At 73.3% G+C, this 13,148-nt stretch carries 13 protein-coding genes; 3 read left to right on the top strand and 10 right to left on the bottom strand.

All coding sequences use genetic code 11. The features are described 5' to 3' along the window. The first annotated feature begins 51 nt into the window (after positions 1 to 51). On the top strand, positions 52 to 381 hold the full coding sequence (locus ACFY9I_RS33965; RefSeq protein WP_391008611.1) for a hypothetical protein: 330 nt from the start codon (positions 52 to 54) through the stop codon (positions 379 to 381). 42 nt (positions 382 to 423) lie between these two features. Here ACFY9I_RS33965 and ACFY9I_RS33960 read toward each other — a convergent pair whose 3' ends face one another. The 7 genes from ACFY9I_RS33960 to ACFY9I_RS33930 are packed head-to-tail and all read right to left on the bottom strand — an operon-like array spanning position 424 to position 7,512. Continuing rightward, positions 424 to 1,356 (bottom strand): NAD-dependent epimerase/dehydratase family protein, encoded by a 933-nt coding sequence (locus ACFY9I_RS33960; protein WP_391008609.1) that lies wholly within the window; start codon positions 1,354 to 1,356, stop codon positions 424 to 426. Then, positions 1,353 to 2,438: a cytochrome P450 gene (locus ACFY9I_RS33955; RefSeq protein ID WP_391008607.1), complete on the bottom strand. Its 1,086-nt coding sequence runs from the start codon at positions 2,436 to 2,438 to the stop codon at positions 1,353 to 1,355. The genes ACFY9I_RS33960 and ACFY9I_RS33955 overlap by 4 nt, the downstream gene beginning before the upstream one ends. Next, positions 2,435 to 3,190 (bottom strand): glycosyltransferase, encoded by a 756-nt coding sequence (locus ACFY9I_RS33950; protein WP_391008605.1) that lies wholly within the window; start codon positions 3,188 to 3,190, stop codon positions 2,435 to 2,437. Before ACFY9I_RS33950 ends, ACFY9I_RS33955 begins: the two co-directional genes overlap by 4 nt. After that, complete coding sequence (locus ACFY9I_RS33945) at positions 3,187 to 4,035, bottom strand: YhjD/YihY/BrkB family envelope integrity protein (protein WP_391008603.1); 849 nt, start codon at positions 4,033 to 4,035, stop codon at positions 3,187 to 3,189. Before ACFY9I_RS33945 ends, ACFY9I_RS33950 begins: the two co-directional genes overlap by 4 nt. Further along, positions 4,032 to 5,507: an AMP-binding protein gene (locus tag ACFY9I_RS33940; protein ID WP_391008601.1), complete on the bottom strand. Its 1,476-nt coding sequence runs from the start codon at positions 5,505 to 5,507 to the stop codon at positions 4,032 to 4,034. Before ACFY9I_RS33940 ends, ACFY9I_RS33945 begins: the two co-directional genes overlap by 4 nt. Beyond that, positions 5,507 to 6,436, bottom strand: coding sequence for a glycosyltransferase (locus ACFY9I_RS33935; protein ID WP_391008599.1), 930 nt, complete (start codon positions 6,434 to 6,436; stop codon positions 5,507 to 5,509). The genes ACFY9I_RS33940 and ACFY9I_RS33935 overlap by 1 nt, the downstream gene beginning before the upstream one ends. After that, the gene (locus tag ACFY9I_RS33930) at positions 6,433 to 7,512 is read right to left on the bottom strand and encodes a 3-oxoacyl-[acyl-carrier-protein] synthase III C-terminal domain-containing protein (protein ID WP_391008597.1); all 1,080 of its coding nucleotides are present in this window, start codon (positions 7,510 to 7,512) and stop codon (positions 6,433 to 6,435) included. The genes ACFY9I_RS33935 and ACFY9I_RS33930 overlap by 4 nt, the downstream gene beginning before the upstream one ends. 421 nt (positions 7,513 to 7,933) lie before the next feature. Here ACFY9I_RS33930 and ACFY9I_RS33925 point away from each other — a divergent pair, with 421 nt between their 5' ends. Then, positions 7,934 to 10,402 (top strand): hypothetical protein, encoded by a 2,469-nt coding sequence (locus ACFY9I_RS33925; protein ID WP_391008595.1) that lies wholly within the window; start codon positions 7,934 to 7,936, stop codon positions 10,400 to 10,402. Between the two features lie 304 nt (positions 10,403 to 10,706). Here the strand turns inward: ACFY9I_RS33925 and ACFY9I_RS33920 are convergent, their stop codons facing one another. From ACFY9I_RS33920 to ACFY9I_RS33910, 3 genes are read right to left on the bottom strand one after another with little or no spacing between them, the layout of a single operon-like run. Then, positions 10,707 to 10,916, bottom strand: coding sequence for a hypothetical protein (locus tag ACFY9I_RS33920; protein ID WP_391008593.1), 210 nt, complete (start codon positions 10,914 to 10,916; stop codon positions 10,707 to 10,709). A gap of 12 nt (positions 10,917 to 10,928) precedes the next feature. Then, positions 10,929 to 11,342, bottom strand: a complete 414-nt coding sequence (locus tag ACFY9I_RS33915) for a type II toxin-antitoxin system VapC family toxin (RefSeq protein WP_391008591.1) — start codon at positions 11,340 to 11,342, stop codon at positions 10,929 to 10,931. Then, positions 11,339 to 11,602, bottom strand: a complete 264-nt coding sequence (locus tag ACFY9I_RS33910; RefSeq protein WP_391008589.1) for a CopG family transcriptional regulator — start codon at positions 11,600 to 11,602, stop codon at positions 11,339 to 11,341. Before ACFY9I_RS33910 ends, ACFY9I_RS33915 begins: the two co-directional genes overlap by 4 nt. Positions 11,603 to 12,118: 516 nt before the next feature. On the opposite strand from ACFY9I_RS33910, the gene ACFY9I_RS33905 reads away from it, so the two are divergent. Beyond that, positions 12,119 to 12,781: an SUMF1/EgtB/PvdO family nonheme iron enzyme gene (locus tag ACFY9I_RS33905; protein WP_391008587.1), complete on the top strand. Its 663-nt coding sequence runs from the start codon at positions 12,119 to 12,121 to the stop codon at positions 12,779 to 12,781. Positions 12,782 to 13,148: the final 367 nt, after the last annotated feature.

Below are 13,148 nucleotides of genomic sequence, written 5' to 3'. Positions count from 1 at the left end.
CAGACGAACCAGTCCCCGGAGCCCCCCGCCCCGCCCCCCACGCCCTGCCGGGTGACGGTCTGCCGAGACTGCTGCTGCGGCACCCCCAAACTCCCCGGCGTCGACCACGAGGCCCAGACCACCCGCCTCCACGCCCTCGTCCCCACCCGCATATCCACCTGCCTGGACGCCTGCGACCAGGCCAACGTCATCGTCGTCCAACCCTCCTCCGCCGGCCGCGCCGCCGGCGCCCGCCCCGTCTGGCTCGGCCTCGTCAACGACCCCGAAGCCACCGAGGACATAGCCACCTGGGTGAATTCCGGCGGCCCCGGAGTAAGCCCCATGCCCCCCATCCTCGACCTCTACGTCTTCACCCCACCGGGCCGCCGCGGCCTCACCTGACCTCGGCAGACCGGAACGGGCGGCCGCCCGGCACCGTTCCGATCAGCTGCGGTCGGCGGCGAGGCGGGCGAGATGGTCGTCCAGGGACCGACGCGGAACCCAGCCCTGGGCCCTGGCCCGGCTCAGGTCCAGCACGACCGGATGCGCGAGTTGGTCGACGGCGTAGCGGCTGAGCGCGGGCTCGGTGCGGGCGGTCACGGCGGCCAGGGCTTCGGCGGTTCGCGCGGCGGCCCGGGCGACCCCGAGGGGCAGATGACGGATGCGGACGGCGATCCCGTGCGCCCGCAGTACCCGGCGCAGGGCGGTGTCACGGGAGTACGGGCTGTCGTCGGCCACGTTGTACGCGCCGGGCGGCCAGGTGGTCGCGGCCAGACAGGCGTCGGCCAGGTTCTCCACCGCCGTGAGGCTGAGCCGGACGTCGGGGCCGGGGAGCAGCAGCGTGCCCGCTCGGACGCGGGCGAGGAGGCGGGGAAGGAGCTGGGTGTCGCCGGGGCCGTAGACGGCGCGCGGGCGCAGCACCACGGCGCCCGCCGCCAGGGCGAGGTCCTCGCCGGCCGCCTTGGTGCGGCCGTAGGCGTTGAGGTGTCCGCCGCGTGGATGGTCCTCGGCGACATGGCCGCGGTCGCGCCGGGGGTCGTACACGCTCGCGCTGCTCACCCACACCACCGGCCGGCCGGCCGCGGCCCGAAGCAGTCGCGCCGCGCCGTCGACGTTGACCGCGAACATCTCCGCCTCGGCCGCCGAACCGGGCAGCGGGTCGCCGACCGCCGCCGCGCAGTGCACCACGACGTCGACGCCGGCGAGGTCGGGGCGGTCGCGGGCGGCGTCCCAGAACCGGTGCGTACCGGCCGGTCCCGGCCTGCGCCCCACGCAGACGACCTCCGCCCCCGCCGCGGCGGCCGCACGGGCGATCCGGCCGCCGCAGAAGCCGCTCGCCCCGGTCACCGCGACGCGTGTGCCGAGCCCGGGCCTCATGAGGCGGCCCGTACGGTCAGCGTGCGCCAACTCGGCAGTGCCGCCCGGCGGTTCACCCGGGCCCGCACCACGACCGGCCGGTGCGGGGCGAGCGCGGCCAGGACATCGGCCACCTGGGCACGGGCCAGGCGGGCGCCCGGGCAGGTGTGCGGTCCGGCGCCGAACACCAGGTGGGCCAGTTCCGGTCGGGGAGATCGCCGGTGCGCGCCCACGGCGTGCCGGGCCACCAGCAGCAGCCGGTCCCCGCCGCGCACCGGGCAGCCGCCGACGGTCCCGTCCGCGCCGGCGACCCGGGGCAGCAGGGGAGAGGGGGCGGTGAGCCGAAGCAACTCATCGGCCAGGGCGGGGCGTTGCGCCTCGTCCGCCGCCTCCCCCCAGAGGCCGGCGTCCGCGCACCAGGCAACGGCCCGGGGCAGCGCCGCGAGGGTGGTGTTGACGGCGGCCACGGCGACCATGGCGTCCAACGGGTCGGTCGTACCCAGAAGTTGTCGGAGCCGGGCCGTGGCGTCTGCTCCACCGTCTCCGGTCTTGCGGCGCGGGCCCGGCAGATGGTCTCGGATCGAGGCGGCCGCAGCCCGGGCGGCCGCCTCCGCCACGGTCACCGGATCGGCGGTGGACCCCGACCCCAGCAGCGCGCAGACCACCTCGCCCGCCAACTCCTGTGCCAGGGCGACCAGTTCCACCTCTCCGCCGTGGGCGAGCGGGGCCAGCCGCCGGACCAGCACAGGACGCCACAGTGCGCGCAGCCGCTCCACCCCAGCCGCCCCGAGATCCTCGGCGAGGCCACGCCGCCCCGCGCGGTGCGCGGCGCCCTCCTGGTCGAACAGCACCCCGCCCACGGCGGTGTCGGCGAGGGCCGCACGGGCCGCACCACCCGTGGTGCCGGCCGCCGCCCGGTCCAGCGGCAGCCTCGTCAGCGCCTCCCGGTACGCGTCGGCGTCGTGCACCAGCAGCGTCCGGCCGATCCGGCGCACGGGGCGGCCACGGGTGGCGGCGAGCAGCGCGAACAGCACGGGATGGCTGCGCAGATAGACCCGGCGGTCGCGGCGCCGGGCCCTGCCATGAGTCGAGGCGAGCGTCATCGAACGTGGATCTCCGTGAGGTCGACGGGCCGGTAGCGCCGGTCCCAGTACCAGAGAAGGGTGCGGCGTGCGCCCCAGGCCCGCAGTCGGCGCAGACTGTTGTGCACCACCAGCCGCTCCGCGCGCACGATCCGGTCACTGTGCTCCCGGGCCCGGTTGAGCAGCGCCACGTCCTCGGAACGCTCGTGCAGCGCTACCCGCAGGGCGCCGCCGCAGCGCAGGTAGAGGCCGGCGGTGATGGCCAGGTTGTGGCCGTGGCACAGAACGTAGGGGGTGCGGTACCGGGGATCGCGGTGGGCGCGGCGGTGACGGCCGTACAGAGCCATCAGCCGGATCAGCGCGGGCAGCAGCCGCGCCTCGGCGAACGTGGGCCGCTCGTCGCGGCGCGGCACACTGCGACCGCAGACCATCTCGGCGCCGCGTTCGAACTCCGCCTTCGCCACCGCCGTCCAGTCCGGAGCGGGCAGACAGTCCGCGTCCGTCCGCAGGAGGTGGCACGCGCCACGGTCGATGGCGTGGCGGAAGCCGGTGTCGGCCGCCGCGCCCGCGCCGGCCTGCGGCTCGTCGATCACCTCGACGCGGAACGGCGCCGTGGCGGCGAACTCCCGTACGACGGCCGCCGTTTCATCGGTGGAGGCGTTGTCGACGACCACCAGCGAGAACGCGGTGTCGTGCTGCGCCGCGAGCGCGGCCAGGGTGGTACCGATCGAGGCGGCCTCGTTGTAGGCGGGGACGACGACCCACAGTGTCAACTCGTTCTCCTTGCAGGCTGAGTGGTGGAGGACCAGGCGGCGGCGCGGAGCAGTGCCCGCGCGCACAGCCCGCACCAGACGAGCAGTCCCACGAGCAGCCCGGCCGACCGGTACAGCTCCTCGTGCAGCGCGGCGGTCGCCGCGAGATAGTGTCGCCCGGCGGCAGCCAGGAGGTGGCAGCCCAGCGCCGTCACCAGCGCGGCCCGCGCCGCGGCGGCCGGCGTCGGCCGCCCGGGTGCACGCCATGGGGCGAACAGCAGTACGGCCGTGAACAGGGCCCAGACCGCGGGGACGCCCAGCACGGGCCCGCCCACCGACACCGCCACGCCGACGGCGAGGAGGCAGCCGAACAGCCCCACCGCGAGCACGGCGTCCAGCAGCGCGTCCCGGAACGGGTTGCCGCTGCCCGCGTTCTGCCCGCACATCGCCCGTACACCGGTGCGCAACGCACGCGTCGTCCGGATCACGGACCAGCCGAGCGCGAGCACCAGCATCGGCCGCCAGCTCTCCGCCGCCACGGGCAGCCGAGCCGCGAGCGCCGCACCCTGCGCGGGCAGCACGGCGGCGGCGAGATCCCGTACGGCCCCATGGACGGCCGTGCCCGCCACCCCGGTCCCGGCCGCGAAGGAGGCGGTCAACAGCACGGCCGGGGCCGTCCCGACCAGCAGCGCATAGGTCAACGCCCCGGCGAGCGCGTCGCCGTTGGCGCAGGTGTAGCGCCGATGGGCCACCATGACCCGGTCCACGGCAGGCTTCAGCACGCGTGCGGCGCGCCGGCTCAAGGACGGCACGTATCCCGTGTGCCCGTGCCCCTCACCCGCGGGTGCCGTCGGCCGTTCGCTCATCCGAGGTTCCCCAACCGTGCCGTCGCGAGACGCGCCGCCGCCGCGCGGTCCGGTTTGCGGGAGCGGCCCGCGAGCGGGACGGTCGCGAAGAGCAGGGCGTCGGGACGGGCGGAGCCCATGCGGCGCAGGGGAGCGGCCAGGGCCGAACGCAGCGCACCTTCGTCGGCGCCGGGACGCGGTTGTACGACGGCGACGAGCCGCTCGTCACCGTCGTCCGCCGGCACGCCGACGAGCACGGCCAGGTCCACGCCCGGCACATGCAGGGCGGGCTCGTACAGCCCGGGGTAGATGTTCTCGGCCCGGCGCAGCACCATGTCCTTGCAACGGCCCTGAAGAACCATCCGGCCCGTGCCGTCCAGCCGCGCCCGGTCGCCCGTACGGACCCAGGGGTCGGGGTCCTCGCCCAGATAGCGGTGGCGGGCCGCCGGGCCGGACAGCAGCAACTGGCCGTCCGCGTCCGTCGTGGCCTCGACACCGGGCAGCGGGGCGCCGACCAGGTCGCCGTCGCCCTCGTACGCCGCCTTCTCCCGCGACTCCACGGCCGCGGCCGGAAACAGCTCGGTGAGCGCGTACACCCCCCACGCCTCGGCCGCGCCCGCCCGCCTCACCCGCGTCAGCAGTTCGGCGCTCGCCGGGGCCGACCCCGTCCACACGCGCCCGTGAACCGGGAAGCGTGCTCCCGCCCGCAGGGCGTCGCGTAGTTGAGGAGGCGTCAGATACGTTCCCGCGGGCCGCAGTCGACACAGCTGTCGGGCGAGCACACGCGGCCGGCGCGCCGGCAGAGCGACCGGGGCGCCCTGCCCCAGGGACGGGACGAGGACGAAGAAGGTGCCCCCCAGCACCGGTTCGCCCGGCCGTGCCCGGAAGAGGGCGGCCACCGTGTCCATACCGGCGGTCAGGCTCGCCCGGCTGTGCACGACGGCCCGTGGCCGTGAGGTCGTGCCCGAGGTGAAGACGATCACCGCGTCGCCGTCGCCGTCGTACCGGTACGCGACCCGGCCCGTGGTCTCGAGCGCGGGCCCGCAGCCGGGCAGGCGCGGCCCGACGGTGGCCACCGGCCCCAGTGCTCCGAGGTCGGGCAGCGCGATTCCGGCCCGCCGGGCCAGCGGGCCCGCCCAGCCCGAGGCGGCCTGCGCGGTCGCGTCGGCGAGCACCAGCGACGGCCGTGCCAGCGTCAGCCGGGCGCGCAGCACCTCCGCTCCCGCACCGGGATCGAGGACGGCCCCGCGCAGCCCCAGCCGCCACAGGGCGAGCAGCACGGCGAGGGCGCGGGGCCCGGGCCGTACGGCGACTCCGACCGTGTCACCGGCGCGCAGCCCGCGCCGGTGCAGGGCGGCGGCGTACCCGTCGGCCAGCTCCGCGAGCTCACCGCGCCTGGCACGCACCCGCACGGCCCCGGCGCGGGTGGCGGCGAGCACGGCGGGCCGCTCGGGCCGGTCGGTGCGCAGCGCGTGGTCGAGGCGGTCGAGCATCAGCGCGGATCCTCCCCGTGCCCGCCACTGCCCAGGTCGAGGTACCAGCGGGCGGTGCCCGCGATCCCGTACGCCCGAAGCCGCCGCGTGGAGTTCTCCACCACCATCGCCCGGCAGCGCACGATGTGTGCGGTGTGCCGCCGTACGGCGTTGAGGAACAGCCGGTCCGTCGGCGAGGGGCGCCGGGGCATGCCGCCGACGGCCCGGTAGAGCTCGGCGGTGATGGCCATGTTGTTGCCGGCGTGCATACGGTACGGGGCCAGGTAGCCGTGCCTGCGGGCGTGCGCGGGCCGCAGCCGCCCGAACAGCGCGGCCATCGCCACCAGCGCCTGGAACCCGGCCCGCCCGAACGGCCCGTGCTCATCACGCCGGGCGACGATCCGCCCGCACACCATCCCCGCGCCCGCCCGGTCCGTCAGTGCGGCCCGGGCGGCGGCGGTCCAGCCGGGCCGGGGCAGACAGTCCGAGTCCGTACGGGCGAGCAGCGTCGCGCCCCGCCCCATCGCGTACCGGAACCCGGTGTCCACGGCGCAGCCCACGCCCTTCTCCGGTTCCTCGATCACCTCCACCGGAAACGGCGCCTCAGCGGTGAAGGACCGGGCGATGGCCCCGGTGCGGTCCGTCGAGCCGTTGTCGACGACGAGAAGCGTGAAGTCCCGGTCCCGCTGCGCGGCGAGCGCCGCGAGGGTGCCGCCGAGCCGTGCCTCCTCCTGATGAGCGGGCACGATCACCCACATCACCGGGTCCGCCGGGTCCGCCGGGTCCGCCGGGTCCGCCGGGTCCGCCGGGTCCGCCGGGTCCGCCGGGTCTGCCGGGCCCGCTGGGTCCGCCGGGTCCGCTGGGTCCGCCGGGTCCGCCGGGGCCTCCGAGGCCGCTGGGTCCGCCTGTCCCGTCTGTTCCGTCTGTTCCGTCTGTTCCGGGAGGGTCACGACTTCTCCCACACCATCGTCATGATGCTGATGCCCCCGCCGAGTCCCACGAAGAGCACCCGGTCCCCGGGCGCCAACTGCCCGTGTATTCGGTCGAGCTGCACCCCGATGCTCGCGCTGGCGACATTGCCCAACTCGGGCACGGTCACGACCAGTTTCTCCCGGGGCACCCCGGTGACCTCGGCGAACCGCTCCAGGTACGGCACCGTCACCTGATGCACCAGCACCTTCGCGAAGTCGTCCCACTCCATCGCCATGCGGTGCAGAGTGCGGTCGACGACAGCGGGCCCCGCCTTCTCGAAGACGCGCCGCAACTCATGCCCGTCACCACGGAAGTAGGTGTACTCGTCCCCGCGCGGATGACGCGACCCGCCGCCCGGTATCCCGCCCACCTCCCAGTGCTCTGAGCAGGTCTCGCCGTCCACGTCGAGGATCCCGCCCCGCTCCACCGCCTCCACGACGACGGCCGCGCCCGCGTCCCCGAACGTGTAACCGGCGAAGGAGTCCCGGAACTCGGCGACATCGGCGGGCGCCGTACGCACCGCCCGGCTCGGCGTCTCCCCCGTCACCACCAGCGCCCGGCGCGCCCGCCCGGCGAGAATCATGGAACGGGCCAGGTCGATGCCGTTGACGAAGCTGTTGCAGGCATTGGTGACGTCCAACGCGTGCGCCTTCGAACCCAGCTCCGCCTGCACGATGTGCGCCGTGGCCGGCTCTGCCACATCACGGGTGGCCGAAGCGAACAGCAGCAGATCGACGTCCAGCGGATCGAGCCCGGCGCCCGCCAGCGCCCGCCGCCCCGCCCCCACCGCGAGCGTCGACGCGAACACCCCCTCACCGGCGACCCGCCGCGTGTCGATCCCGGTCACCTGGCTCAGCAGGCCCGGCGGGAACGAGCCCCCGCCCCCTTGCCCGGCTTCCCGCCGCAGACCTCCCACTGCCTCCCGCTGCAGCCGCTCCGACGACACGACCTCGTCCGGCAACAGACTGCCCACGGCGGTGATCCCGACTGCTCCGCCCGTCCCGGCCCCGCCCGTCCCGGCCCTCTGCCGAGGGCCCTCTGCCTGTCTGATCATGCGCGGATCGTTTCACGCCAAGCGCCGGGCGGGCCTGAGTAGGCGTGCTCAGATCACGGGGCGAGACGCATAGGCAGACGTACGGGGCCGCGGCCACCGACTTGCCGTGCTGCTTCTCCCCCCACACGGTGTCACCGACCTCCAGGGGCCAGCCCCAGGCATGGCGCGAAACGATCGGTACGGACCTCGCTGATGCCCACCTCGACACATGCCGCGCGGCCGCCACCCGCTCGAACAGGTCGAGGACGGGCCGCCAGCTTGGCGGTTCGCGGGCGGATGCGTCGGCATCTGTGCGGTCCTGCTCGGTGAACAGCAGTAGGCCTGCAGGGCATTGGAGTGTTCCTTCTGCTGGCATTCTGTGAGCCGCATGCGACGGACAGAAGCGACTTCACCCCCGGAAGCGGATCTGTACGGTGCTCGGGTGACACGCGAAGCGGAATCCGGTCTGGCCACCCACGCTCTTCTTTCCTGGAGTACGGAGCGTGGCGAACGTCTTGATCCAGTGGCCGCGGACGCGGTCCTGCATCTGCTCGCCCTGAGCGGCGCCAAGGTACGCGACGGGCTGCCCGAGGCCACTCCTGACCTGGTACGGGCCGTGCTGCTCGAGGCGCTGCCGCAGTTCCTCTCCGTCACACCGGGCGAGGAGGGTGCGGCACTCGGGGTGCTGCGCGCGCTGGCGGACCGCACCAGAGCGGGCGGGCGGCTCAACGCCAAGCGGCACGCGCGACTCCGCGAGGCAGTCGACGAGTGCGCAGAGGAACACCTGCGGGTGATGTGTGACCCATGCGAGTTGACGCTCCCTCGCTTCTGGGGCGGCCTGTTGCGGTCACGCGGCGTCGACGTACGAGACGCGCAGGCGGTGCGGGGAGAGTTGGAGGAACTCGGGCGGTTGCCGTACGCGGAGCGTGTGAGGCTGCTGTCCCTGCCGGACGCGACGGATGCCGGGGAGCCCGACGCGGGCTCCCCGGCCGCGGTCCCGGCGGCGTGGGCGCTCGGCCCTTACCGGCGCGGACTGGCGATGGAACGGCAGGCTGCGGCCGCGGTGGCGCTGGGACAGCGCCTCGCCCTGTCGCTGACAGAGTCGGACGAGGCGCCCTGGGCACCGGACCTGCTCGGCTCCGAACAGGTGGCACGCCTGATGGATGCCGATGGTCTTGACGAATGGACCGAGGCGGTCACGAAAGCCGGGCTGCGCGTGGGACGCCGCTGGTCGTTGGGGCCGGCCGAACTGCCGTCGGCGGCGCTTCCCGCCCCCGGTCCGCGTCCGGACGACATGGCGCTGGTCACCGCGGTGGGCCAGGTGGTCGAGCAGTACGACATCCTGAGAGGGGAAGAACTCTTCGCGCCACCGCACCCGCTGCCCGGGGACCGAGACGGCCTTGTGGCCGCGCTGTGCGGCAGCGGGTTGCTCGCGCCCGCCGCGCAGCTCGCCGCGTCCCCGCCCGCTGACGTCGACACTGACGGGGTCGACAGCGCGCTCACGACCGGCTTTCTCGTCCTGGATCCTGAGGGCAGGCCCCGGCCCGGGCCGTCCCTGGAAGCCTGGCGCGAGCGGGACGTGGGTGAACTCGCGGCTCTCGCGGTGCGCGCCCTGGTGGAACTGTGCGCACGGCTGGACGACGATCCGGACCTCGGGGACGGCTTCGAGGGCAAGACCCTGGGCGATCTGATGGCACTCCACTGCGCGGCGGGCGAGACCCGGTCGGTGGCGCGGGATGCGGCTGTGGCAGCCGACTGGGTGGTCCCCCCGGAGGCGTCGCTCGCCGCACCGGTGCGTGGCCCCAAGGACTCCACGGAGCTGGAGGAGCCCGGGTGCACGGTGGAGACGTACCGGCTGCCGTCATTGCCGGAGCTCGAACGACTGCTGCAGATGGGCCAGTTGGACGGACAGGACGCCATCGAGCTGGCGCCTGAGGCTCAGCGGCTGGTCGACCGCCTGGATCTGCTGGCCGCGGCCGGTGCGGTGTGGCGGCGTGGCGACGCGTACGGGCTGACCCCGCTGGCTGCTGCCGTACTTCGAGAGGCGCTGCTGCTGGCGTACGGCGGGGGCTGGCCACCCCGAGCCGGTGAGCCGACGCGGGAGACAGACGGGGCCGCCGCGGGTGACAGCGAGGGGCACGGGTGGACGCCCTCGAGCGTGGCGGACCGCTTCCCCACCATGGAAGCGGTGGTCGCCATGGATGCCGCACGGCTGGTCCCCGCAGCGCGGCAGTGGGACGATCCCGCCGCCCACCGGGTGCTGAGCCAGTGGGTCGCGGGCGGCGAGGGGCCCTTGCGCTGGCCGTCGCTGCTGGCGGCGCTGGCGGCCCCTGCGCCGCCCACGGAGCTGCGGGACCACCGCAGGCTGGTGGCGCTGACCCTGCCGGACGCCCCGCCCGAGCTGCTCGCCGGTCACCTCGGTGACCCGGTACTCGGCGCCTGGGCCGCCGAGGTGCTGCGGGCGGTGGGGGAGACGGTCGAGGAAGAGGCCGTGCCCCTCTCGTCCCGGCTGCTGTGGAGGCTGGACCGGCTGCACGCCCTCGCGGTCCCGGCCCGGCGCGCCTCCTTCGCCCTCTACGAAGTCCCGGAGGACGAGGAGGAGCCGCAGGAAGGAACGGGCGGTAGCCGCCCCACCCCGGAACTCGGCGCCCTGTACGAGGGCTTGGAACAGATGGCCATCGGTTGGCCGGGCGGTGCACCCGCGCTGGTGTCGGACCTCGCCCGTGCCGACCCCGCCACTGCATCGCATGCCCTTCAACTGCTCTCGGACCACCCGGACGAGGAGATCGCCGGGCCGGCTGCGTTGGCGTACGAGGAGTGTGAGAAGGCGTACCTGGCGCAGGTACGCCAAACGCAGCCGACCACGCGACGTAAGGGCGGCGGTCGCAGCAGGGGCAAGAAGCGTCGCTGAACCAGACCACCGGTCGTCCCCGCGGAGGCCGTGGCTCGCATGCTCCCCCGGCGGCCTGTGTCATGAAGTGCGTAAGCGGTGGCTGCGGCGACGGGCTCTCACGTTCGTGTCGTACGTGCTGGCCCGCGAAAGTGAGACGGAGTGTTCCTCCGTCTCATTCGGAGCCGTCCATATCGGAAAACACGCAGGTCGCAGCAGGTGCCTTTCTGCTGCGGCTGCATCGCGTGTTTCGCCGTCCCGCGAATGTCCCGCGCGAAGCGCTCTGCGGGATCGGACATTTGCATCAGGAGCGCGCACGTGCACGTTACGAGGATTCGTCCCACAGGTGGTTTTCCTGAGCACTCCGGAGATGCCCCGGCTCGCTACTGGGCCGAGCGAAGAGATCGATGTCGCCACTGACCTGGTTGACGATCTGGTGGGCCTGGACGGCGTAGCCGCCTGCCAGGGCGTAGCCGAAGTCGGCGTCGAGCGCGTCGAGCCCGCTGCGGATCAGTCGGCGGTGCGGCTCGTCCACTACGCCGCGGCTTCAAATCCTGATGACGGTGGCGCGTCCACCGCAGAGGGCGGTGAGGTCCTCCGGGTCGGAGGTCAGGATCGCGACCGGGGCGGGGGCGGCGAGGGAGGTGGCGCTGAGTATGGCGTCGATGGCGTATTTCTGGCCGTGCTGGCCGGCGTCGGCGAGGAGGACGGCGGCGTGGCGGGCGATGGGTTCGGTGACCGGCTCGACGATGAGGCGGGACAGTGTCCACTCCAGGGCCGGCCGGTTGATCCGGGGGTGGACCACTTCGACGAGGGTTGCCGCAGAGGTGATCACTCGCAAGTCGTCGGCGCGTGCGAGGGCGAGCCAGCCGGTGACTGTGCGATCGCGCAGCACGGCCTTGGCCAGCCCTTCGCTGTCCAGGACGAGAGTGCCACCGGGGACGGCGGGAGAGCGGGTCACGTGGCGTTCGCCCCGTCCTGTGTCTGCTCCGATCGGGCCTGGTGGAGCTGGTCGCGGAGAGTCTGGATCTCCTCGTCCGTGACGGGCCCGTGCTCGGCCTCGGCGACCTGGATGAGCTCGTTCAGATTGTCGCGTTCGATCTGACGGGCCACGGCCGCGGCCACGTAGGCGGACAGCCCGGAGGGGCCGCTGCGGGCCTTGGCGGCTTCGGCGATGTCGCGCGACATAGTGATCGAATACTTGCCGGTAGGCTCGCTCATCCTACCCCTCATCCTCCCTGTGGGTGTCGGAGTCCACCTTGCAGAGAGATGGCGAAGATGCAGGTCGCGTGCTCAATCAGCCTGCACGACACCCTTGCCGACCTGACTGCCCATCAGGCGAGGGGAGTGGCCGAGGCGGCCGGCGCGGAGCCCATGGCCTTGGCCTCGGAGAAGGTCGCGTCAAGGTCGACAGCGAACGCCGTGCCACAGGCCCGACCAACTGACGTAGCGTCAGGCCTGTTCGGTCGGCGGGTGCCAGAATCGGGCCCACGACCTGCACTTTCGCGGTGATCGCGGTTACACCACTCGGCGGGACGCCATCTGCGGTAGTGGTGCAGAGCTGCGGCGTCCCGGAGGTGATCAGCTGACCACACTCCCGTCCCGGGCGCCGTCCGGGATGCCCGGCTGCTAGCGTCCGGCACCATGTGGGCTCAAGAGATCGTGGCCGACCGACCGGCCTGGCGGCATATCCCTTCTGGAGTGGTCTTCCGGGCTGTTACCGGTGGGACGTTCCGGATGGGGCTGTCCGACGCGGAACTGGACGCGGTTCGTGCCATCGAGCGGGCCGACGGTGCCGATGACAACCTTGAGTCGTTCTTCGCCGACGCTGACCTGGCCCGGCCGGTGCGAGAAGTGCGGGTCGAGCCGTTCCTGATTGCCCGGCATCCGCTCACGGTGGCGCAGGCACGGCACTGGCTGCCCGAGTACGAGGACAGCTTCGCCGAATCGGATACCAGCACGGCCCGGTTCGAGGACGACTTGGACGAGCTGCTCGGGGCGTTGCCCTTCCGGCTGCCTAGCGAGGCGGAGTGGGAGTATGCGGCCCGGGCAGGTACGACCACTCTGACCTTCCGCGGAGACAGGAGGCCGGACGAGGACCAGGTGCTCGACGACTTCGCCGACGAGGAGCGTACGGCCGCGGCTGAGAACGCCTTCGGGCTGGCGGCGATGGGGTCGGCGAACGAGATCTGCGCCGACGTGTGGATCCCGCATTTCACGGACGCGCCGGTGGACGCACGCCCCCGCACTGGGGACGGACCACGGGTGGTGCGCGGAGGCGGCGGCGACCTCAGTCCGTGGCAGGGCTGCGACGAGTGGCTGCTGTTGCTCTCCGCCACCCGCGACGCGTTCCAGGACTTCACTGCGCTCCGCCCGGTCGCACCCGTGCCAACCAGTTAGGGCATGCCGAGCCCATAGGTAAAACGCAGACAGGGTGCGGGGCCTGGGAGCTCCGGTACGGCGACAGGTCTCCCACCGGCGGAAGAACTGCGGACAGGGGGCCTTGTGGGTGCGGGCTTACTTCTTCCTGCCCTGGGTCTTGCCTGGGATCTTGAAGAGCTGGGTTTTTGCTGTCAGGGACCGTGGGCTCGTCCACCTGGTGGTGGTCGTTGGTCGTTGTTGGCCACTGGTGAGCGTCCTCGGACGGCCCAGAGACGGCCCAACTCCGCCACTGAAGCTTCCCCTTGATCGTGGACACCTGGAGACTGGGATCTTGAGGTTCCAGAGGAAGTAGCACCAGGTGGGAAGCAAGTACACGAAGCGGTAC

This window comes from Streptomyces sp. NPDC012510 (assembly GCF_042955065.1).
Taxonomy (GTDB): domain Bacteria; phylum Actinomycetota; class Actinomycetes; order Streptomycetales; family Streptomycetaceae; genus Streptomyces.
The sequence above is the reverse complement of the archived record's forward strand: the minus strand, read 5'-3'. Positions and strand labels throughout refer to the sequence as shown.

Coding starts and splice junctions, on each gene's coding strand:
- ACFY9I_RS33960 (WP_391008609.1), bottom strand. CDS start 1,356: ATGAGGCCCGGGCTCGGCACACGCGTCGCGGTGACCGGGGCGAGCGGC.
- ACFY9I_RS33955 (WP_391008607.1), bottom strand. CDS start 2,438: ATGACGCTCGCCTCGACTCATGGCAGGGCCCGGCGCCGCGACCGCCGG.
- ACFY9I_RS33945 (WP_391008603.1), bottom strand. CDS start 4,035: ATGAGCGAACGGCCGACGGCACCCGCGGGTGAGGGGCACGGGCACACG.
- ACFY9I_RS33940 (WP_391008601.1), bottom strand. CDS start 5,507: ATGCTCGACCGCCTCGACCACGCGCTGCGCACCGACCGGCCCGAGCGG.
- ACFY9I_RS33930 (WP_391008597.1), bottom strand. CDS start 7,512: ATGATCAGACAGGCAGAGGGCCCTCGGCAGAGGGCCGGGACGGGCGGG.
- ACFY9I_RS33910 (WP_391008589.1), bottom strand. CDS start 11,602: ATGAGCGAGCCTACCGGCAAGTATTCGATCACTATGTCGCGCGACATC.
- ACFY9I_RS33905 (WP_391008587.1), top strand. CDS start 12,119: ATGGGGCTGTCCGACGCGGAACTGGACGCGGTTCGTGCCATCGAGCGG.